This is a genomic window from Sphaerisporangium sp. NPDC049457 (assembly GCF_055586705.1).
Map to the genome: position 1 here is coordinate 1 of NZ_JBVJHR010000014.1, position 21,028 is coordinate 21,028.

The following is a 21,028-nucleotide window of genomic DNA, read 5'->3' on the forward strand; positions in this document are numbered from 1 at the left end:
GTTTATAGCTCGCGGGGAGAAGGGGCGTGGGCTACGGGGGGAGGACCCCCCCCCCCCCCCCCCCCCCCCCCCTCCCCTCCCCCCCCCCCCCCCCCCCCCACGGTTCGCGGTGTTCTGGAGGTCAGGTCCGGAGGTCAGCCCGCGCTGCAGGAGACCGAGGGCCAGTTCCAGTTGCCGTTGTGCTGGATCGTGACGCCGAAGTTGTTGCCGCTGCCGTTGGGCCTGGCGACCAGTTGCTGCGCGCTGGGGTAGCTGGCGCTGATGTTCCAGGTGCTCAGGACCTTCGCGGGGGACGGGATGTTCATCGTGACGGTCCAGTTGCTGGAGCCGGAGACCGCGACGTTGAGGTTGTAGCGGTCGCTCCACGACTGGCCGGCGGACAGCGATGCGGTGCAGCCGCCACCGCCACCGCCGCCACCGCCACCGCCGCCACCGCCACCGCCACCGCCGCCACCGCCGCCGCCACCGCTGCCTTCGCCCATGGTGATGTTGGAGCTTCCGCTGCTCTGGTAGCCCTCGGTGGCGAGGATCATGTAGTCATGGCTGCCCAGGTTCATTCCGTACCGGGACCATGCGTCGAAGTGGTTGCCCGCGGTGATGGTGCCGCCGGTCTTCTTCTGCTGCCGGACGCTCCAGTACTGGTTGAACGTCTTGTTGCCCTCGATGGAGGGGGCGTTGTACCGGGTGGTCTGGTAGACGTCGTAGGTGCCGCCGTCGCTGGTGACCGTGCCCTTGTAGGTGCCGGTGGGCCGGTAGGTGCCCCAGTTGTCGACGATGTAGTACTCCACGAGCGGGTTCCTCGTCCACCCGTAGAGGGTCAGGTACGCGTTGCCGGACGGGTTGAAGCTGCCCGAGTAGTTCACGGTCCTGCGTCCACCGGTGCTCCAGCCCTTGCCGGCGACGAAGTTGCCCGTGTTGCGCCATGAGGTGCTGTAGTTGCCGCCGGACCCGAGTTCCATGGACACGGTGCCCTGGCTGTCGGTCCAGAAGGAGTAGAAGTAACCGTTGTTGGTGCCGGTCTGGTTCGTCGTGACGGCCGCGTGGGCGGTGCCGGGCAGCATCGTTATGACCGCTACCAGCACTACGGCGAAGGCACGGCCGGCGAGTTGCCAGGCGCGGCCGCCTCCGCGGCTTCTCGGACGGGTGGGGACGTGGTACATGTGCGCGCTTCCTCCTCGTGAGGCTGGCGGGGGGCCAGGCAGCGTGATACGAGCCTGCGTGGCTCTCGGCGGTCAGGGCGGCGACCGCCGCACGCCGGCGTCGTACGACGCGGCGGAGGTTGGCCGGTCGTCATGCATCGGCGACCGGAGGACCGGGTCGCGGCAGGTGACCCGGATCGACAGTGGCCGGGTCTGTCGATGGCGACAGTCTTCGTGCGCCTTGTCAGGCTGTCAACGATTCCCGAAAGATTGCGACCCGCCGTTCTCCGCCTGAACTGGCGTTTCACCTGCCCACTGACCCTGTCCAGCCGATCGTTCGCCAGGCCAGACGATGAAAGTTTCGGCTTTTCCCCGAATCTTGCGGTGTGCGGCGCGCCGTCCCCCGCGGCGCCGCTTTTCGCGACGCGAGCCGCGCGTCTCCCGCGGCGCCGCGCCGGGCTCAGGTGACGGAGAGCGGGCGGGTCACCTCCTCCAGCGGTCTGCGCTCGGCGTCGACCGCGAGGAACAGCGCCACCACCCCGGCGGACAGCATCATCGCGGCGGCGAAGGAGTAGCCGTAGAACAGCCGGACCGGGTCCGGATGCGCGCGGTCGCCGATCAGCGCGCCGAAGACCGTGGGGCCGAGCGAGCCGAAACCCTGGGCGACGGAGAAGAACAGCGCGATGGCCAGCGCCCTGATCTCCAGCGGGAACAGCTCGCTGACCGTCAGGTACCCCGAACTGGCCGCCGCCGAGGCGACGAAGAAGATCACCGACCACAGCAGCGTCTGCGTGACCGCCGTCAGCACTCCCTGCTTGAACAGCCATGCCGTCACGGCGAGCAGCGCCCCGGAGACGAGATAGGTGCTGGAGATCATCACCCGGCGGCCGAGGGTGTCGAAGAACCGTCCCAGCAGGATGGGCCCGGCCAGGTTGCCCACCGCGAACGCGAACAGGAACTTCGAGGCGTCGTGCGGGGCGATGCCGTAGAAGGTGCTCAGCACGAGCACGTAGGTGAAGAAGATCGCGTTGTAGAAGAACGACTGGCTCATCATGAGCGTCGCGCCGAGGACGGTCCGCCGGGGGTACTGCCGCAGCACCACCCGCAGGATCTCCCGGTAGGACGGCGCGCCGTGCGGGCGGAAGTCCATGGCCCTGCCGGGATCCACCGGCGGCACGGCGCCCCCGCCGCGGCGGACGGCCTCCTCGATGCCCGCGGTGGCGCGCTCGGCCTCCTCCCGCCTGCCGTGCATGAGCAGCCATCGGGGACTTTCCGGCAGGTGCCGGCGCAGCGCCCAGATGGCCACGCCGAGCGCCGGGCCGATGAGCAGCCCGACCCGCCATCCCACGTCGATCGGCAGGATGTCGGGGTCGAGCAGCACGTAGGTGCTCGCCGTGCCCACCATCGCCCCCAGCCAGTACGTCCCGCTGACGGCCAGGTCGACCCGGCCCCGGTAGTGGGAGGGGATGAGCTCGTCGATGGCGGAGTGGATGGCCGAGTATTCGCCGCCGATGCCCGCGCCGGCCAGGAAGCGGAAGAACAGCAGAAAGGCGAGGTTCGGCGAGAACGCGGTGATGCCGTTGGCCACCAGGTACAGCCCCAGGGTCAGGATGAACAGCTTGCGCCTGCCGAACCGGTCCGACAGCCGCCCGAACACCAGTGCCCCGATGACCTCACCGATCAGGTACACCGTGGCGGTGAACCCGACCTCGACGGCCGAGAGCCCGAGCGTCCGCGTGTCCCGCAGGACGGAGCCGACGGCGCTGGCGATCGTGATCTCCATCCCGTCCAGCACCCATGCCACCCCGAGCGCGACGACCAGCCGCGTGTGGAACCGCGACCACGGCAACCGGTCGAGCCGGGCGGGCACCATACTGCGGACTACCCTCTCCATGGTCACCGAGCGTAGCGACCCGTGGCGCTACGCGATGGATCTTGCTGCCGCGCGGCCGGGAGATGCGGGCGCGCCCGGCCGCGCGGGACGCCGCCGCCCGGGACGCCGCCGGCCGGGACGCCGCCGGCCGGGACGCCGCCGGCCGGGACGCCGCCGGCCGGGACGCCGCCGGCCGGGACGCCGTCGGCCGGGGCGGGGCGCGGCCGGGTCAGGGGGTGAAGGCCGTCCACTGCTCGGCGATGCGGAAGCCCATGTCCTGGTAGAGCGGAACGCCCATCGGGCTGGCGTGCAGGAACGCGGTGCGCGCCCCGGCCGCGTACCCGTCGCGCAGCACCGCCGCCGTCGCCGCCCTGCCGTGCCCGCGCCGCCGGTGCGACGGCGGGACGGCGATGTTGAACACCGCCACGTGGTCGCCGAGGAAGACGCCGAACGCGGTGGCCACCGGCTCGCCCGCCTCCTCCGCGATGTACGCCCGCATGGCGGGGTGGTCGAGGACCGACCGGGTGCTCATCGGCGCGAACAGCTCCGGCGGCCCCTCGTACCCGGCGGCCAGCGTGCGCTGGTACAGCTCTCCCTCGTCCCCGGCGACCGGGCGGACCCGCGACGGACCGGACTCCCCTGACTCCCCGGCCCGCACGTCGTCCTCGGAGAGCCGCTTGGTCATGAAGGGCAGCGTGGACCGCCGCTCCAGGCCGTGAGCGGCGGCCGTGTCCGCGACGCGCGGGTCGAACCGCTCGCCCCGCACCTGGATGCTCCACGGGACCGAACGCAGGTCGGGCGAGCCGGCGAAGGCGGCGATCTCGTCCGCGTCGGCCTCCCGCGCGACGCTGAACACCCCGTTCAGCAGCGGCACGGCGACGCCCGTGACGACCTCGGACGTCCCGTGGGCGCCGTCGCGGTGGAAACCGCTCGGCTGCGTCCGGGTGAACAGTCTCATCGCGTCCATCCACACGGCGGCCGCGGTGTCGTCGATCTGCGTTGTTACCACGCGAGAACCCTACCGATGCGCCCCAATTTGACCGACAAGCACCACACCTGTCCGTTTCGCCGGCGTCCGGCCCCGCGGCCCGGGCCGACCGCCCGGACGGCGAGGCCGGACGGCCCGGCGGAGGGCGGCGCGGACGGCGGCCAGGGGCGGGTTCCGGACGGGACCGGTTCAGCCGGCCGCCGCCGTGCTGCGCTTGGTGGCGTCCAGCATCGACAGCGAGGGGGCGAGGTCCTCCAGCGACCGGCGCTCCGCCTTCACCGCGAAGAACCACGCCACCAGCCCCGCGCCGACCATCAGCGCCGAGGCGAACAGGTAGCCGTAGAACAGGCGGGTGGGGTCGGGCTGGGCCTGGTCGCCGATGAGCGCGCCGAAGACCGTGGGGCCGAGCGAGCCGAAACCCTGGGCGACGGAGAAGAACAACGCGATGACCAGCGCCCTGATCTCCAGCGGGAACAGCTCGCTGACCGTCAGGTATCCCGAACTGGCCGCCGCCGAGGCCACGAAGAAGATGACCGACCACAGCAGCGTCTGCGTGCCCGCCGTCAGCACTCCTTGCTTGAACAGCCAGCCGGTGAACGCCAGCAGCAGCCCCGACACGATGTACGTGCTGGAGATCATCGGACGGCGTCCGATGGTGTCGAACAGCGGCCCGAGGATGAACGGCCCGGCCAGGTTGCCCACCGCGAACACCAGCAGGTACTTGGAGGCGTCGCTGGGGGACACGCCGTAGAAGGTGTTCAGCACCAGCACGTAGGTGAAGAAGATCGCGTTGTACAGGAACGACTGGCTGATCATCATGGTCACGCCGAGAAGGGTCCGGGTCGGGTAGTCGCGCAGCACCACCCGCGCGATCTCCCGGTAGGACGGGGAGCCGTGCGGGCGCAGTTCCAGCGCCTTGTCCTCGTCGACGGGCGGCAGCGTACGGCCGCCGGCGGCGACGGCCCGCTCCACCGATTCGACGGCCTGCTCGGCCTCCTCGATCCTGCCGTGCATGAGCAGCCATCGCGGGCTCTCGGGCAGGTGGCGGCGCAGCACCCAGATCATCGCGCCGAGCACCGGTCCGATCAGCAGCCCGAGGCGCCAGCCCAGGTTCAGCGGCAGGATGTCGGGGTTGAGCAGGATGTAGGTGCTGATGGTGCCGATGATGGCGCCCAGCCAGTACGTGCCGCTCACCGCGAGGTCGACCCGGCCGCGATAGCGCGACGGGATCAGTTCGTCGATGGCCGAATGGATGGCGGCGTACTCGCCACCGATGCCGGCTCCGGCGAAGAACCGGAAGATCAGCAGGAAGGCGAGGTTCGGCGAGAACGCGGTGATGCCGTTGGCGGCGAGGTAGAGCGCGAGCGTCAGGATGAACAGCTTGCGCCTGCCGAACCGGTCCGACAGCCGCCCGAACACCAGCGCGCCCGCGACCTGGCCGATCAGATAGACCGTGGCGGTGAACCCCACCTCCACGGCCGAGAGTGCGAGCGTCCCCCTGTCCTGCAGGACCGACCCGATCGCGCTGGCGATCGTGATCTCCATCCCGTCCAGCACCCACGCCACCCCGAGGGCGACGACCAGCCTGGTGTGGAACCGCGACCACGGCAACCGGTCCAGGCGCGCCGGGACCAGCGTTCGCACGACATCTGACATGTTGACCCGCCCTAGCTTCCGAACTGCCCGGACGGACGGCCGCCATGTTGGGCCTGCCCGGCAGCGACTACGGCACCCCTCGCTACCCAGGAAGGACGCCCCCTAACGAAGCCCCCCGACGAGGGTGAGACGACCCGTCCCGCGAAGGTGAGCGGTTCGGATGAGGTGACGGCTCGGCCTCCCGGCGCGAGGTGCGTTCGAGGACGGGCGAGCCGGCCGGATGGCCGGCGGCGGGGCGGTCCGATCGGATGACGTCACGGTCGGGACGGTACATCAAATCGGATTGATTCATCAATTCAATTTGATGTACCGTCCGAGTATGCGTTTCCCGTCCCCCGCAGGAACCGGCACGACGCCCTGCTCTCTGTTCGGACCGGGCAGTTTCGCGCGGGCGATGGCCGAGCGGGCCGCCGTGCGGCGGGGGGGCGCACTGACGCCTCGCCCGTCGCCTCGGGCGAGCGAGAGCCGGGCCAAGGCCCGCCGAGACCAGGGAGGTCGTGCCATGCCCGAGGGAACCGATCGTCGCGGGAGCCCGTCAGCGCAGGCCGGCGCGGAACGCGACCAATGGTGGCTGGTGATCGCCGCCGGCCTGGCCGTGTTCATGGCGTCGGTGGACATGAGCATCGTCAATGTCGCGCTGCCGGCGATCGAACGTGATCTGGAGATCGCCACCAGCATGACCGAGTGGGTCATGCTCGCCTATCTGCTGCCCCTCGCCGGGCTGGCGCTGCCGAGCGGCCGCTGGCTGGACGGCGTCGGCCGGCGCCCCGCCCTGGTGTTCTCGCTCACCGGCTTCGCCCTGGCGAGCGCCGCGGCCGGGTTCGCGCCCGGCCTGGCGTGGCTGGTGGCCGCGCGGCTGGCCCAGGGGATCTTCGGCGCGCTGCTGTTCTCGCTGGTCCCGGCGCTGGCCACCACGGCCGTCCGGCCGCGGGCGCGCGGCCGCGCGATGGGACTGATCACGACCCTCGGCCCGCTCGGGCTGATCAGCGGGCCGGGGCTGGGCGGCATGGCCGTCGAGGTGCTGGGCTGGCCGTGGATCTTCTTCGTGAACGTCCCGGTGAGCGTCCTGGTGATGGCGGTCGGACTGCGCGCGCTGCCCGCCGGCGCGCCTTTGCGGATGCCGGACCGCCGGTGGCTGGCCGAGGCCGTACTGCTCAGCGCGGCGGTCGCCGCGCTCCTGCTCGCCCTGTCCCTCACGGCCGGGGCGGGTCCGGGGTGGACGACGCTCGCGCTCGTCTCCGTGCCGCTGCTCCTGCTGTGGCGGCGCCTGCCGGCCAGCGCCGCCGTCCGCGATCTCTTACGCGCTCCCGGTGAGGCGGGACCGCATGTCGCGCTCCTCATGGCCGCGACGGCCATCGGCACCGTGTTCTTCATCACCCCGTACTTCATGCGACGCGAGCTCGGCGAGCCGTTGTCGGCCGTCGGCCTCACGATCTTGGCCTTCCCCGCCGGCATGGCCGTGATGGGACCCGTCGGCGGCTTCCTGGGCGACTGGTGGGGTTCCCGCAGGACCGCCGTCCTGGGCGCCTCCCTGTTCACCGTCGGCCTGGTCCTTCTCCTGCCGATGGACCCCTCCTGGAGCCTCGCCGATCTGGCCTGGCGGCTGGCGCTGGCCGGCGGCGGGAACGGCCTGTTCAACGCGCCCAACATGGCGATGGCGATGACCCACGCGCCGCCGCCGCTGCTGACGACCACCGGCTCCTCGACCAGCCTCGCCCGCACGATGGGGTTCGCCTTGGGGCCCGCGCTGGCCACGCTGGTGTGGTCGGCCCTCTCCTATGAGCCGGCGGGGATGCGGGCGGCGGTCGCCGTGGCGGCGGCGCTCAGCGCCCTGTCGGTCCTCACGCTCCTGCGCACGCGCCCGCCCGCCGAGCCCGCGGCCGTGGGCCAGGATCGGCTTACCGCGCAAGGTTCCGCGACCTGATGGCGACCTCGACGAACAGCCCCTGAGTCCGCCGGCGGCATCGCGAGTTCGGATCGTCTCACTACTGGTCGGCTTCGGGAAGGTGGCGGTACACGGTGGCGCGGGAGACGCCGAGCACCGCGGCGATCTCGGCGGCGGTGCCGCCGGCGGCGCGCATGCGCCGGGCCGTGTCCGCCATTTCCGGGCTCATCACCCCTGGCCGCCCGCGCCGTCCCTGAACGGCGGCCCCGGCGGCGGGCGCGTGGGGAACTCCGGTGAAGGTCCCCGTGCCGATGACGCCCGCGCCCCCGGCCTGGCCGGCCTGCCCGCCCGTGCTGGGGGTCGGCCACGGGACGAGCCTAGCGGCCGGCTGACCGGCGGACAGGACCGTACCGGTTCACACGCCGCGTCCCACGGCGGCCGAGGCCGCCAGAATGTTCACGTAGTCGCGCAGATGGGTGATCTCCCCCTCCCGCACAGTGAGGACGACGATGTTGGGGAGCGCGAACTCGCCGGTGGAGGCGCCGGTCCCGAGCGCCTCCTGCTCGACGATGATCGTTTCGGGGTCGCCGGTCTCGTGCACGGCCAGAGTGCGGTAACGCTCATACCTCAGCCCGTCGGCCTTCCAGCCCGCGGTCATCCAGTTCACGATCTCGTCCCGGCCCTCAAGCCGGGACGGCAAGCCCGGGGCGGTGAACGGGAACTCGTGCACCGCGTCGATCGCGTACAGACGGCTCATGTCGTCGGCGGACCGGCTGACAGCGGCCTGGCGAAAAAGCTCCAGAACCTCGCGCGCGCCGGCCTTCCGCCCGCCGAGCGGCGCCCGCCTGGCGGTCAGCTTGCGATATTCGATCTTCCAGCCGTCCGGCCGGCGCGTGACGATGTCGTCGTAGACGACGCTGCCGGCCGTTCCGTCGGCCTTGATGCCGATCCCCTTGGATCGCACCCGCACCGAGCCGTCGTCGACCGGAGTGATCACGATGTTGGTGACGTGATGGCCGACCGGGTTCGCGTCGCCCAGCGCGAGCGCGGCCTCGCGCATGGCCGCGGTCCCGTGCACCGAGCCGAGGCCGAAGTCGTGCATGTCATAGACGGCGTCCGGGGTGAACAGCTCACCCGCCGCGTCCAGGTCGCCGGCGTCGACGAAGTGGCCGTGCAGGTTGATCAGGTCGTTGATGTCGATGCGGTCTTGTTCCGACAGCGCCATCGGGCGGCCCTCCAGGCTTCGGGATGAGCCATGCCAGCTAAGATGAGGCATGGTCCGGTTAGTTGGGCACGGTAACGGACTGTGTCCCCGGTTAGCAAGGGTGTGGTGATCGCGCTGGAAGGTCACGATGCGCGGCCGCGTGCCGGGCGGCCGATGCGTGCGGACGCCCGGCGCAACTACGAGCGGCTGGTCGGGCAGGCGAGAATCGCGTTCGCCGAGTCCGGCGTGGACGCCTCGCTGGACGAGATCGCCCGGCGGGCAGGGGTGGCCAGCGGCACGCTGTACCGGCACTTCCCCACGCGGCTCGATCTCATCGAGGCGGTGCTCGCCGAGCAGATATCCGAGCTGGTCGGCCTCGGCCGCGAGCTGCTGACGGCCGAGGACGCGTTCGACGCGGTGTCCGCCTGGCTGCGTGCCGCGATCATGCACGCCTTGACCTATCGAGGCCTGGCGGCCGCCGTGATGAACTCGGCGCTCGCCCGCGAGAACGGCCCGGTGTCAGCCTGGCACGCGGAGATGTTCAAGGCGGGGACGGCGCTGCTGGAGCGGGCGCGGCGATCAGGGGTGGTGGTCCCGGACGCCGACGGCGCGGACGTGCTGAAGATGATCGGCGCCATCGCCTGGGCCGCCCAGGACGCCCCGAACCCCCCGGCCCAGGCCGACCGCCTGCTCACCCTCCTCATGAACGGACTACGCCACCACGACCTCCGACGATGACCAGCCCACGCGCCGAGGCTTGCGCCTTGCGGGGGGGCGAAGGGAGCCCTGGGGAGTGCGGCCCGAGCCGTAGGCGAGGACCGTGGCGTCGGGTCAGCGGTTGACGAGGGGGCCGGAGCCGGTGGAGCCGCGGACTACCAGTTCGGGCTGGAAGACCAGCTCTATGTTCTTGGGCGGGGCGCCGCCGATCTCCTCCAGCAGGGTCTGCACCGCCGCGGAGGCCATCGGGCCGATGGGCTTGCGCACGGTGGTGAGCGGCGGGTCGGTGAAGGCGATCAGCGGCGAGTCGTCGAACCCGACGACCGAGACGTCGCCGGGCACCGACAGGCCGCGCTCTCGGGCGGCGCGGATGGCGCCGAGCGCCATGAGGTCGCTGGCGCAGACGATGCCGGTGCAGCCGCGCCCGATGAGCGCCGAGGCGGCGGCCTGGCCGCCCTCCACGGAGAACAGCGAGTGCTGGATCAGCTCTTCGCAGTCGGAGACGCCGAGCAGGTGCGACATCGCCTGCGCGAAGCCCTCGATCTTCCGGATGACCGGGACGAAGCGCCGCTGGCCGAGCGCCAGGCCGATGCGCTCGTGGCCGAGGTCGACCAGGTGCTGCACGGCCAGCCGGGCGGCCATGCGGTCGTCCGGCGAGATGAACGGCGCGGCGATGTGCTCGCTGTAGCCGTCGACCAGGACGATGGGCAGCCCCCGGTCGGTGAGCCGGGTGTATCGGTCCATCCGGGCGGTGGTGTCGGCGTGCAGGCCCGAGACGAAGACGATGCCGCTGACGTCGCGCTCCAGCAGCAGCTCGGTGTACTCGTCCTCGGGGGCGCCGCCCGGGCTCTGCGTGCACAGCACGGGGGTGTACCCGTGCTGTGTCAGCGACTTCTCGATGGCCTGGGCGAACGCCGGGAAGATCGGGTTGTCCAGCTCGGGGGTGACCAGCCCGATGAGGCCGTTGCTGCGCTGGCGCAGCCGCTGCGGGCGCTCGTACCCGATGAGGTCGAGCGCCGTGAGCACGAGCTGGCGGGTGTTCGCCGACACCCCGGACCTGCCGTTGAGGACACGGCTGACCGTGGCCTCGCTGACCCCCGCCTGGGCCGCGATGTCGGCGAGCCGCGCGTTGCCGTTCATGGCCGTTACTTTACGCATCGCCGAGTGCCCACCACGCGGCCGAGTCCGGCGGGAGCCGTACCACGTCCCCCTTCACCTCGACGGGGGCGCTCGACAGCAGCAGGGCGCCCGGCCGGGGCAGCTCGACGGGCTCGCCGGTGGTGTTGACCGTGCAGGCGAAGGTGTCGTCCCTGGTGAACGTCAGCGTGCCTTCGGGCGACTCCTGCCAGGTGAGGGCGCCGTCGCCGAGCGCGGGATGCTCGTGCCGCAGCCGCAGCGCCTCGCGGTACAGCCGAAGGGTCGAGGCCGGGTCGCCGAGCTGGGACTCCACGCTGAGCGACCCCCAGGACGCCGGGACCGGCAGCCAGGTCTTCTCGATGCCGGGCGGGCTGAAGCCGAAGGGCGGCTCGGCGTGCGCCCACGGCATCGGGACGCGGCAGCCGTCCCGTCCGTGCTCGGGGTGGCGCAGCCGCTGCGGGTCCTGGCAGACCTCTTCCGGCAGGTCGAGCACCTCGGGCAGGCCGAGTTCCTCGCCCTGGTAGACGTAGGCCGAGCCGGGCAGGGCGAACATCAGCAGCGCGGCGGCGCGGGCGCGGCGCAGGCCGAGCTCGCCGTCGCCGTACCGGGTGACGTGCCGCTTGACGTCGTGGTTGGACAGCACCCACGTGGGCGGGGCGCCGACCGGGCCGACGGTGGCGAGCGACTCGTCGATCACCGCGTGCAGCATCCCGGCGTCCCACGGCGTCTTCAGGAAGTGGAAGTTGAAGGCCTGGTGCAGCTCGTCGGGGCGGACGTAGTGGGCCAGGCGCTCCTGCGAGGGCGCCCACGCCTCGGCCACGCCGATGCGCTCGCCGTCGTAGGAGTCCAGCACCCGCCGCCAGGCCCGGTGGATCTCGTGGACGCCGTCCTGGTCGAAGTAGGGCAGGACGGCGGTGCCGAGCAGCTCGATCTGCCCGGCGGACCCGATGTCGGGCAGTCCCGCGGCCTTGACCATGCCGTGGGCGACGTCGACGCGGAAGCCGTCGACGCCCAGGTCCAGCCAGAAGCGCAGGATGGCCTCGAACTCGGCGCGCACCTCGGGGTCGTCCCAGTTGAGGTCGGGCTGCTCGGCGGCGAACAGGTGCAGGTACCACTCGCCGTCGGGCAGCCGCGTCCACGCCGGGCCGCCGAACACCGACTCCCAGTCGTTGGGCGGCAGCTCCCCCGCGTCGCCCCTGCCCGGCCGGAAGATATAGCGCTCGCGTTCGCGGCTGCCCGGCCCCGCCTCGACGGCCGCGAGGAACCAGGCGTGGCGGTCGGAGGTGTGGTTGGGCACCACGTCGATGATGACGCGCATCCCGTGCCGGTGGGCGTCGTCGATCAGGGCGCGGGCGTCGGCGAGCGTGCCGAAGATCGGGTCGACGTCCCGGTAGTCGGCGACGTCGTACCCGAAGTCGGCCATCGGCGAGGTGTAGAAGGGCGTCAGCCACAGGGCGTCCACCCCCAGCTCGGCCAGGTAGTCCAGCCGGCTGCGCACGCCCAGCAGGTCGCCGACCCCGTCGCCGTCCCCGTCGGCGAAGCTGCGCACGTACACCTGGTAGATCACCGCGTCCCGCCACCAGCGGGTGGCCGCCTGGACGGGACGGGTTTCGCGGACGACGTCTGTCATTGGGATCCCCCGATTCTCCGAAATTTCAGAACCGATACCACGATGAGGTCAGGCTTTGGTGGCCCCGGCGGTGAGCCCGGTGACCAGGTGGCGCTGGACGAACAGGAAGACCACCGCGGCCGGCACGGCGATCAGCACCGAGGACGCGGTCAGCAGCCCCCACTCGGCCTTGTGCTGGCCGACGAACTGCCCGAGCCCGACCGCCAGCGTGTACTTGTCGTCGCCGGTCATGAACGCGGTCGCGTAGGCGACCTCCGCCCAGGCGGTGATGAAGGAGTAGAACGCCGCGACGGCGAGGCCGGGCTTGGACAGCGGCAGGATGAGCCGCCAGAAGGTGCCGAACGGCGTCAGCCCGTCCACCCGCCCCGCCTCGTCTATCTCCCCGGGGACGGTGTCGAAGTATCCCTTCATCATCCAGGCGCAGAACGGCACGGTCGAGGTCAGGTAGGCGATGACCAGGCCGGGGAACTGGTTGATCAGTCCCAGGCCGGCCAGCAGGTTGTAGATCGGCACGATCAGGATCGCCACGGGGAACATCTGCGTGACCAGCAGCATCCACATGATCGACCGGAAGCCGGGGAAGCGGAAGCGACTGACCGCGTAGCCGGTGGTGGCGGCCAGGACCACGCCGAGCACGGTGGTCATCGCCGCGACCAGCAGCGAGTTGAACAGCCAGCGCGGGAAGGCGGTCTGCCCGAGCACCTGGGCGTAGTTGTCCAGGCTCGGGTTGTTGAACAGCTCCACCGTGGAGGTCTGCCAGGCGTCCCTCGGCTTGATCGAGGTCAGCACCAGCCACAGGACGGGGAAGACGGCGATGGCGCTCGCGACGACCAGCGTGGCGTGCAGGGCCAGCGATCTTCCGGGCCCGCGGCTCTCGCGGCCGCGGGCACGAGGGCCGCTCGGGCGGGTGGCCGTGGTCACCATGCCTCCCCCTGCCGGCGCAGCGCCCGGCGGTGGACCACGGCCATGACGATGAGCAGGACGAGGATGAGCACGCCCCACGCCGCCGAACCGGAGTAGTTGCGGATGCCCTCGAACGCCTGCCGGTAGGCGTAGGTGACGAGGATCTCGCTGGACCCGCCGGGGCCGCCCCGCGTCACCAGGAAGATGACGGGGAACTGGTTGAAGGTCCAGATCGTGCCGAGCAGCACGACCGTGCTGGACACCGGCCGCAGCCCCGGCAGCGTGATGTGCCGGAAGCGCCGCCACGGCGTCGCGCCGTCGACCTCGGCGGCCTCGTACAGCTCGCGCGGGATGGCCTGCAGCCCGCCGAGCAGGGCGAGCATCATGAACGGCACGCCGAGCCAGACGTTGACGGCGATGACCGACGCCTTGGCCCACAGCGGGTCGTCCAGCCAGTCGACGCCGGCCAGGCCCGCGGCCCGCAGCATCGCGTTGACGACGCCGAACTCGCCGTTGAGCAGGTAGCGCCAGATGAAGGCCGACACGAACGCCGGCACCGCCCACGGCAGCACGAGCATCATGCGGTACAGCGAGCGGAAGCGCATCGGCCGGTTGAGCAGCAGCGCGAGGCCGAGCCCGATGCCGTAGTGCAGGGCGACGCAGATGAAGGTCCAGGTGAGCGTCCAGCCGAGCCGGGACAGGAACTCGCTGGAGGTGACGATGGTGACGTAGTTGGACAGGCCGACGAACTCGTAGGTCGAGGGGATGACGTTCATCCCGATCGTGCGGCCCATGTTGGCCTCGGTCGCGTCGGTGAGCGACAGGTAGACGCCGCGCGCCAGCGGATAGCCGATCAGCACGAGCGTCACGATGACGACCGGCGCGCACATCGCCCACGCGTACCAGTGACGCGCGAGGAAGCGTCCGGCCCCGCCCTGGCCCCGGGGACGGCGGGCACGGCCGCGGGCGGGAGCGCCCGAGGCCGTGCCCTCAACGACCTGCGTCGTCATCGGTCACAGGCTCCAGCCCTTGAGGATGCCCTGGTAGGCCTTGGCCACGTCCTGCAGCGCGGCGCCGCTGTCCTTCTGGCCGGCGGCGATCTTCTGGTAGCCCTCCACCAGCGGCTGGAACAGCTGGCCGCCCTCGGGGATCCACGGACGCTCGACGGCCGCGGCCATGGGGTCCTTCCACTTGGCGATCATGTCGTTGGCCTCGGCGTCGGGCATGGTGTAGGCCGACTGGCGGGCGGGCAGCAGGCCGAGCTTGCCCGCGACCTTGGCCTGGCTCTCGGCGGAGTCCATGTACCGCACGAACAGGTAGGAGGCGTCCAGGTTCTTGGAGCCCGCGTACACCGCGTAGTCGTGGCCGCCGGTGGGGGCGCCGGCCTTGGCCGATCCGGCCGGCACCGGGGCGATGCCGAAGTTGTCGGGATTGTCCTTGAAGACCTTGCCGCCGAGGTTGTCGGTGTTCGACCACGGACCGTTGAAGATCATCGCGACCTTGCCTTCCTTGAAGGCGGTCTCGGCGTTGGTGTAGCTGTCCTGGATGGCGGGCTTGGTCGCGGCGCCGGACTTGATCAGGTCTTCGACGATCTTCACGCCCGCGGTGGACTGCGGCGAGGCGACGGTGATCTTCTTGCTCGCGACGTCGAGCAGGTCGCCGCCCTCGCCGTAGATGAACGGCAGCAGGAAGTAGGCGTCCACGTTCAGGGCGAGCCCGCCGGCGCCGGACTTGGACTTCACGTCCAGCGCGACCTGCTTGAGCTCCTCGAAGGTCTTCGGCGGCGCGTCGTGACCGGCCTTCTTCAGCAGCTCCTTGTTGTACAGCAGTCCGAGGGTGTCGGTGACCTGCGGAACGGCGTAGGTCTTGCCGTTGTATTCGCCGCTGCTCGCGGGACTGGCGAGGAAGTCCTCCGGCTTGTCGAGGGCCGGGGTGCCGTCCAGCGGGGCCAGGTAGCCGAGGGAGGAGAACTCTGCGACCCAGCCGACCTCGGCGCGCAGCACGTCAGGGGCGCCCGAGCCGCTCTGCGCCGCCGTCTTGAACTTGTTCTGCGCCTCGGCGAACGGCACGTTGACGTAGTTGACCTTGATTTTGGGGTACTCGGCCTGGAAGCCCTTGATCAGCTCCTGGAAGACGGGCGCCTCGTTGGTCGCGTCCGAGGTGTCCCACCAGGTCACCTCGCCGGAGACGGCCGAGGCGTCGGCGCTGCCGGTCGGGGCGGCCGACGGGGTGGGGGTGTCCTGGCCGCCGCAGGCGGAAACCGCCAGCGCGAGCGCCGCGGCTGCCGCCGCGGCCGAGATGCCTCGCCGCATTGTGTGCACTCCTTGCTCAGCTCCATTGCCATGAGGTTGGGTGGCCACCGGCGGTCCGTGCCGGGCGGCCGCGCCGACCGGGTACGCGGAACGTAACAGGCGTGTGAACTGACATGAAAGGCGTTTCGGAAAGTTGCTGCAAATTGTGACACGCCCGTCATTGCCGCGGCATTACCTGCGCCGGAGGAGGTGAGCGACGCCCGTCGCGGGCGGCCGGGACCATGCTCGGCGGCTCTCGGCGGCGCCGCGTGTTTGCGCCTGTCCTGACGTCGACGGACAGCCAACGGTCAAGTAATCGGAGGATGAGCGATTTATCACCACACGTATGGACACGGTGCCCCAGTACGCGATGTACTACCTCATCAATCACAATGACGGCTGGGATCCGGGCTGCGATGCCCGGGAGGAACGAGTGACGATGAGTACCGTCGTTCTCGACAGCGTGACAAAGGTGTACCCGGGGGGTCATCTCGCGGTCGATCGAATGAGCCTGCGCGCGGAAGAGGGCGAGTTGCTCGTCCTGCTCGGGCCGTCCGGATGCGGGAAGTCCACGCTGTTGCGCATGATCGCCGGACTGGAGGAGATAACCGCCGGCGAGCTCTATCTCGACGGGAAGTACGCCAACGATCTCGCCCCTCGCGACCGCGACGTGGCCATGGTCTTCCAGAACGGCGCCCTCTATCCCCACCGCACCGTCCGGGGCAACATCTCCTTCCCACTGGAGATCGCCAAGGCCGACCCGAACATGGCCAGGGAGCGGGTGGTCGAGCTTTCCCGCGCCCTGCACATCGACGAGACGCTGGACCGCCGGCCTGGAACGCTCTCCGGCGGGCAGCGCCAGCGCGTCGCCATGGGCAGGGCCATCGTCCGGCAGCCCTCGCTGTTCCTCATGGACGAGCCGCTGTCGAACCTGGACGCCGGCATGCGCACCGAGCTGCGCATGGAGATCTCGTCGCTGGTGCGCGCGCTCGGCGTGACGACGATCTACGTCACGCACGACCAGGTCGAGGCGCTCACGCTGGCCGACCGCATCGCGATCATGAACCGCGGCGTCCTGCAGGACGTGGGCACCCCGGGGCAGATTTACAACGACCCGGCCACCGCCTTCGTGGCGGCCTTCCTCAGCTCACAGCAGCTGAACCTGCTGTCAGCGACGGTGCGAACCCCGCAGAACCAGTACATCTCCCTTGATTTCGGGCTGCACAACATCACGATGCCCTGGACCGACCCCCGGGCGTACGCAGTCTCCCAGCACACCGGCAGCCAGATCATCGTGGGCATCCGCCCCGACGGGCTGACGCCCATCCCCGAAGGCGTGGAAGGCCCGCACTTCACCGGCAGGGTCAGGGCCCTTGAGTACCACGGGCACGAATGGCTCGCCTACCTGGAGGTCGGCATCCCGGCCGTGCCGGCTCCCGAACCCACCCCGACGACGGTCAACGGCCACGCCAACGGCAACGGGCACGCGGTGAACGGGGCGGCGCACCGGGTGCGCTCGATGATGCGGCGCCTGATGTCCGGCGGGGAGGAGGCCCCCCAAGCCGAGGAGCACACGCCCAACCCCAACAGCGGCCACCACCGCCGCGCCGACATCATCGTCCGGCTCGGCTCCCGGCCGGTCTGGCGCGCCGGCGAGGTCGGCCGGGTCGCCGTGGACCTCAGCAGGCTGATGCTGTTCACGACGCAGGGCAACCGCATCGACCCGCCGCGCCGATAGGACGCCGTCACCGCCGGCCTCCGGCAGAACGCCGTCACCGTCCGCCTCCGGTCCGCTCCGTCCACGGCGCGGCCCTATCCCGGCTGCCACCTCAGGCCGCCGGTTCCGGCCGCCGGTGCGCCGTCGCGCCGGCGAGCAGGGCGATGATCTCGACCACCCGGGCGACCTTGTCGAGCTCCACCTGGTGGAAGGCCGGCCCCTGCGAGCGTGCCACGACCAGGTGCAGGCCCGCGGCCTTGACCGGCAGGCTGAGCAGGTGCAGCGCTCCCTCGCTGAACGCCGACGGCCGCAGCGGCGTGAGGTCGGGCATCTCCTCCACGCCGGGGGCCTGCCAGCTGCCGTGCACGACGGCGCCGGTTCCGGAGTCCACGGCGACGGCCCACTCGGCGCTCACCAGGTCGGGCACCGCGTCGACGAGCATGACGAACGCCCGCTCGGCGTCGGAGACGACATGGCCGAGCAGGTCGTAGTCGGGGCTCGCCCCGGGCGCCTCCCTGGTCGGCCACACGCCCTCGATGCGCACCCCCGGCACGACCGACAGGCGCTCGCGCAGCTCCTCGGGGGCGAATCCGCCCGGCCAGGACAGGGTGAAGTCGTCGACGGCCCGGCCGGCCTCGCGCTCCAGGACCGTGACCTGGAGGATGTCGGCGCCGAGCACCCCGAACGCCCGGGCGACCTGCCCCAGGACCCCCGGCCGGTCAGGTAGCGACACCCGGACTCTCAGCACCTTCACCACCGCCTCTGCACGCCGTGCCGGACCACATGTACGGGCCGACCTCCTGTTTCTTTCATCCGCAGCCCTTCGCCACACAGGTTGGCGGATGTAGGTTTCACCGATGTTCCGGAGATATGTACGGGATAAATATGATTCAGTGTTGATAAGCGCCGGCGTCCGGGTTCTTCGAGCGCCGGATGCTCCGTCCCGCCGCGTCGTGGGCCATGGAGGCCCCCCCGTACCAGGATGCCTTGAGGGGCACTCCTCGCCCGATGGCGGGTGACCCCGGGCGAAGCCGCAGATCACGGCGGCCGGCGAAGCGGGGGTCGGCGTGGACCGACCGGCGGCCGAGCTTGAAGTCCTTGATCCTGCCGTCGTACACGCCGCCCGCGTCGTCGATGCCCGAGGCGTCCTCGAACCCGACGATGCCGCCGACCTTTATCGCGTTGTTGCGCAGGACCAGGATCTTCCTGGTGCAGCCGTCGGCGCAGGAGAAGCCGATGGTGTCGCGCGCCGGCAGGTACACCGAGTTGTTGACCGCCACCGTGCCCCTGACCGGGCCGACGATGTGCCCCGGGCCGCGCGTGATGAGGAACGAGCCGCGGGGGCGCGAGGAGGTCACCACGTTGTTGGCGAACAGGTTCCCCTCGGCGCTCGCGCCCGGCCGGTGGCCGAGCTCGGTGAAGGTCTCGTTGTCCCTGGCCACGTTGTGCGCCACCAGGTTGCGGTCGCCGTCGTACACCTCCACGGCCGCGCCGTCGGTCACGTAGTCCTGGCTGCGGGCGTAGCTGCCGGTGATCAGGTTGCCGATCACAAGGTTGTCGTCGCCGTTCAGCAGCACGCCGAACGCGCCGGAGTCGTTGTCCGGCTCGGCGTCGTTCACGCTCATCCGGTCGTTGCCGAGGAGCTGGCTGTTGCGCAGGACGTTGCGCCCGCCGCGCGCGGTCAGCCACACGCCGGTGACGTTGCGGTCGGCGTACACGTCCCACAGGTCGTTGTGGCGGCCGTCCACGCGGAAGCCCGCCCACCCGCAGTCGCTCGCCCGCACCTCCGAGACCCGCCAGTAGGAGCCGGCGACCACCACGCAGTCGTCGTCCCGCCCGCTGATCCTCGGCCGCGCGCCCTTGCCGTACGCGCTCAGGGTGATCGGCCGCCTGGCGGTGCCGTCGCCGTCCAGCGTCAGCGTGCCCTTCCATCGGCCGCCCCGCTTCAGCAGCAGGGTGTCCCCCGGCCGCAGCCGGGCCTCCCCCGCCCGCTCCAGCGACCGCCACGCCTTGCCCGACGAGGTGCCCGGCGCGTCGTCGTCCCCTTTGCGGGAGTCCACGTAGAAGACCCTCCCGGCGGCGGAGCGTTCCAGGGCCGTGGCGACGCCGTCCCGCCCGGCCGGCCGCTGGGAGGCGGCCCGCGGGGAAGCCGCGCCGCCGGCGCGTTCTTCCGGAAGGGCGCCGGCCGCCGCCGGGGTGGCGAGCAGCACGGAGGTCAACGGTAAGGACAGACAGGCCCGCCACGCTTTCGGCGCCATAACCCCACACTTCAACATTCAACGGTTGCTGCCGCACACAGTATCGGTCGTTGATCCCTTTCGGGAGACCCCATCTCGACGGCGGCCGGATCCGGTGATCCGGCACGCCGGACGCTAGGCCGCGGCGGCGCGCGGCCCGGGGCCGCGCCGGGGGAGTTTGCCATCCCTTGGCCACCTCTTTCCCCGCTCGGGGATCTTGGCGGAGAACGGCGCGGATAGCCTTTGCCAATGCCCCTCCCACGGGCCGCCCTCTGGCCGCGATCGATCAGAGGGAAGGTCACCCTTGTCTCCCTCGTGCTCGCCGCCGTCTTCCTGATCCCCCTCGGTGTCGCCGCCGACCTGGTCATCCGCGCGACGGTCGCCAACGCCATCTGGCACGAGACCAGGGAGGCCGCCTCGAGGGTGGTGGCGGCCTACCGGGAGTCGCTGCTGCGCAACCCCATCGCCCCCGGCCCCGGCGACGTCGACGTCATCCAGGTGGTCGGGCCGGGGCGGCACCTGCTCGCCTCGACCGCCCAGGGCCTGGATCTGCCGCCGCTCAGCGACGTGCGTCCCGTGCTCCCGCACGACCTGCTGGACTTCACCACCTGCCGGCGGTTCTCCACCGACTGCTTCCACGTGACCGCCTCGCTCACCGGCGGCGACCCCGCCGCCCCGGTGGTCTACGCCGCCGCGCCGACCCCCGCCGTGCTGTCCACCCGCGTCCTGGACGCGGCCGTCGGCATGCAGGTCGCCGCCGTCGCCTGCCTGGTCGGCTGGGTCGCCTTCAGGACCGCCGACCGGGGCCTCGGCACCATCAACCACATCCAGGCGCAGCTGGCCCACATCACGGCCAGCGACCTGTCACTGCGCGTCAAGGAGTCTCCAGGGCAGGACGAGATCTCTCAGCTCGCGCGGACCGTCAACAGCACCCTGGCCCGGCTGGAGCATTCGGTCGAGCAGCAGCGCAGGTTCGCCGCCGACGCCTCCCACGAGCTGCGCACGCCCATCGCCGGGCTGCGCGCCCAACTGGAGGAGGCGCTGCTGCACCCCGAGGAGAGCGACCTCGACACGCTGGTGCGGGGAGCCCTTCGCGACACCGACCGGCTGGAGACCATCGTCACCGACCTGCTGTTCATGGCCAGGCTCGGCTCCAGCGGCCCCGCGGCCCAGGAGGTCGTCGACCTGGGCCGGCTCGCCGCCGGCGAGATCGCCAACCGGCCCGGCCGGGTGCCGGTCATCGCCGACATCGACGACCACGTGACCGTGACGGGCGTGCGGACCCACCTGTACCGGGTCATCGACAACCTGCTCGACAACGCGGGGCGGCACGCCGCCCGCATGGTCAAGGTCGAGGTGCGCGCCGAGCACGGCTCGGCCGTGCTCGCCGTCACCAACGACGGCGACCGCATCGCCGAACAGGACCGCGAGCGGGTCTTCCACCGCTTCACCCGGCTGGACGCCGCCCGCAGCAGGAACAAGGGCGGGACCGGGCTCGGGCTGGCCATCGCCAGGGACGTCGCCATCGCCCACGGGGGCACGCTGCACGTCGAGAACGTCCCCGAGGGCACCCGGTTCGTGCTGCGGCTGCCGCTCGCCGAGTGAACCGCACAGGACGCCGCCCGGGACGTTCCCGCCCGGGACGTCCGAA

Annotated in this window: 17 protein-coding genes; 4 read left to right on the plus strand and 13 right to left on the minus strand. The window is 71.2% G+C overall.

Annotated features, from left to right (window positions below; all coding sequences use genetic code 11):
* Positions 1 to 134 precede the first annotated feature (134 nt).
* The 4 genes from ACZ6QO_RS22060 to ACZ6QO_RS22075 all read right to left on the minus strand — a co-directional run bounded on the left by ACZ6QO_RS22060 (position 135) and on the right by ACZ6QO_RS22075 (position 5,644).
* Positions 135 to 1,160 carry a glycoside hydrolase family 11 protein gene (locus ACZ6QO_RS22060; protein ID WP_465853351.1) on the minus strand — a complete coding sequence of 342 codons (1,026 nt, stop codon included), beginning with the start codon at positions 1,158 to 1,160 and terminating at the stop codon, positions 135 to 137.
* A 439-nt stretch (positions 1,161 to 1,599) separates the two neighbouring features.
* Positions 1,600 to 3,033 carry an MFS transporter gene (locus ACZ6QO_RS22065; protein WP_465853352.1) on the minus strand — a complete coding sequence of 478 codons (1,434 nt, stop codon included), beginning with the start codon at positions 3,031 to 3,033 and terminating at the stop codon, positions 1,600 to 1,602.
* 208 nt (positions 3,034 to 3,241) lie between these two features.
* On the minus strand, positions 3,242 to 4,021 hold the full coding sequence (locus ACZ6QO_RS22070; protein WP_465853353.1) for a GNAT family N-acetyltransferase: 780 nt from the start codon (positions 4,019 to 4,021) through the stop codon (positions 3,242 to 3,244).
* Between the two features lie 168 nt (positions 4,022 to 4,189).
* A complete protein-coding gene (locus ACZ6QO_RS22075) occupies positions 4,190 to 5,644 on the minus strand; it encodes an MFS transporter (protein WP_465853355.1) in 1,455 nt (484 codons plus the stop codon).
* Positions 5,645 to 6,158: 514 nt separating this feature from the next.
* Between ACZ6QO_RS22075 and ACZ6QO_RS22080 the strand changes: the two genes are divergently transcribed.
* Positions 6,159 to 7,580: an MFS transporter gene (locus ACZ6QO_RS22080; RefSeq protein WP_465853357.1), complete on the plus strand. Its 1,422-nt coding sequence runs from the start codon at positions 6,159 to 6,161 to the stop codon at positions 7,578 to 7,580.
* Between the two features lie 61 nt (positions 7,581 to 7,641).
* On the opposite strand, the gene ACZ6QO_RS22085 is transcribed toward ACZ6QO_RS22080, so the two are convergent.
* Together ACZ6QO_RS22085 and ACZ6QO_RS22090 are read right to left on the minus strand one after the other, a co-directional pair.
* Positions 7,642 to 7,773 (minus strand): helix-turn-helix domain-containing protein, encoded by a 132-nt coding sequence (locus tag ACZ6QO_RS22085; RefSeq protein WP_465853358.1) that lies wholly within the window; start codon positions 7,771 to 7,773, stop codon positions 7,642 to 7,644.
* Positions 7,774 to 7,956: 183 nt separating this feature from the next.
* Positions 7,957 to 8,766, minus strand: coding sequence for a nuclear transport factor 2 family protein (locus tag ACZ6QO_RS22090; RefSeq protein WP_465853360.1), 810 nt, complete (start codon positions 8,764 to 8,766; stop codon positions 7,957 to 7,959).
* Positions 8,767 to 8,871: 105 nt separating this feature from the next.
* Between ACZ6QO_RS22090 and ACZ6QO_RS22095 the strand changes: the two genes are divergently transcribed.
* Positions 8,872 to 9,483, plus strand: coding sequence for a TetR/AcrR family transcriptional regulator (locus tag ACZ6QO_RS22095; protein ID WP_465853362.1), 612 nt, complete (start codon positions 8,872 to 8,874; stop codon positions 9,481 to 9,483).
* A 93-nt stretch (positions 9,484 to 9,576) separates the two neighbouring features.
* Here the strand turns inward: ACZ6QO_RS22095 and ACZ6QO_RS22100 are convergent, their stop codons facing one another.
* From ACZ6QO_RS22100 to ACZ6QO_RS22120, 5 genes are read right to left on the minus strand one after another with little or no spacing between them, the layout of a single operon-like run.
* Entirely contained in the window at positions 9,577 to 10,602 is a 1,026-nt protein-coding gene (locus ACZ6QO_RS22100) for a LacI family DNA-binding transcriptional regulator (RefSeq protein ID WP_465853364.1), read from the minus strand.
* A gap of 10 nt (positions 10,603 to 10,612) precedes the next feature.
* The gene (locus ACZ6QO_RS22105; protein WP_465853365.1) at positions 10,613 to 12,229 is read right to left on the minus strand and encodes a glycoside hydrolase family 13 protein; all 1,617 of its coding nucleotides are present in this window, start codon (positions 12,227 to 12,229) and stop codon (positions 10,613 to 10,615) included.
* Positions 12,230 to 12,277: 48 nt separating this feature from the next.
* Positions 12,278 to 13,153 carry a sugar ABC transporter permease gene (locus ACZ6QO_RS22110; protein WP_465853367.1) on the minus strand — a complete coding sequence of 292 codons (876 nt, stop codon included), beginning with the start codon at positions 13,151 to 13,153 and terminating at the stop codon, positions 12,278 to 12,280.
* Complete coding sequence (locus tag ACZ6QO_RS22115) at positions 13,147 to 14,142, minus strand: carbohydrate ABC transporter permease (protein WP_465853369.1); 996 nt, start codon at positions 14,140 to 14,142, stop codon at positions 13,147 to 13,149. Before ACZ6QO_RS22115 ends, ACZ6QO_RS22110 begins: the two co-directional genes overlap by 7 nt.
* Positions 14,143 to 14,145: 3 nt before the next feature.
* Positions 14,146 to 15,444 (minus strand): extracellular solute-binding protein, encoded by a 1,299-nt coding sequence (locus ACZ6QO_RS22120; RefSeq protein ID WP_465853371.1) that lies wholly within the window; start codon positions 15,442 to 15,444, stop codon positions 14,146 to 14,148.
* Between the two features lie 418 nt (positions 15,445 to 15,862).
* Between ACZ6QO_RS22120 and ACZ6QO_RS22125 the strand changes: the two genes are divergently transcribed.
* On the plus strand, positions 15,863 to 17,161 hold the full coding sequence (locus tag ACZ6QO_RS22125) for an ABC transporter ATP-binding protein (protein ID WP_465853373.1): 1,299 nt from the start codon (positions 15,863 to 15,865) through the stop codon (positions 17,159 to 17,161).
* Between the two features lie 91 nt (positions 17,162 to 17,252).
* Here the strand turns inward: ACZ6QO_RS22125 and ACZ6QO_RS22130 are convergent, their stop codons facing one another.
* Both ACZ6QO_RS22130 and ACZ6QO_RS22135 read right to left on the minus strand, forming a co-directional pair.
* The gene (locus ACZ6QO_RS22130) at positions 17,253 to 17,873 is read right to left on the minus strand and encodes an ACT domain-containing protein (RefSeq protein ID WP_465853375.1); all 621 of its coding nucleotides are present in this window, start codon (positions 17,871 to 17,873) and stop codon (positions 17,253 to 17,255) included.
* Positions 17,874 to 18,030: 157 nt separating this feature from the next.
* Positions 18,031 to 19,350, minus strand: a complete 1,320-nt coding sequence (locus ACZ6QO_RS22135; protein ID WP_465853377.1) for a right-handed parallel beta-helix repeat-containing protein — start codon at positions 19,348 to 19,350, stop codon at positions 18,031 to 18,033.
* Positions 19,351 to 19,626: 276 nt separating this feature from the next.
* On the opposite strand from ACZ6QO_RS22135, the gene ACZ6QO_RS22140 reads away from it, so the two are divergent.
* Positions 19,627 to 20,982 carry a sensor histidine kinase gene (locus ACZ6QO_RS22140; RefSeq protein WP_465853379.1) on the plus strand — a complete coding sequence of 452 codons (1,356 nt, stop codon included), beginning with the start codon at positions 19,627 to 19,629 and terminating at the stop codon, positions 20,980 to 20,982.
* Positions 20,983 to 21,028 lie beyond the last annotated feature (46 nt).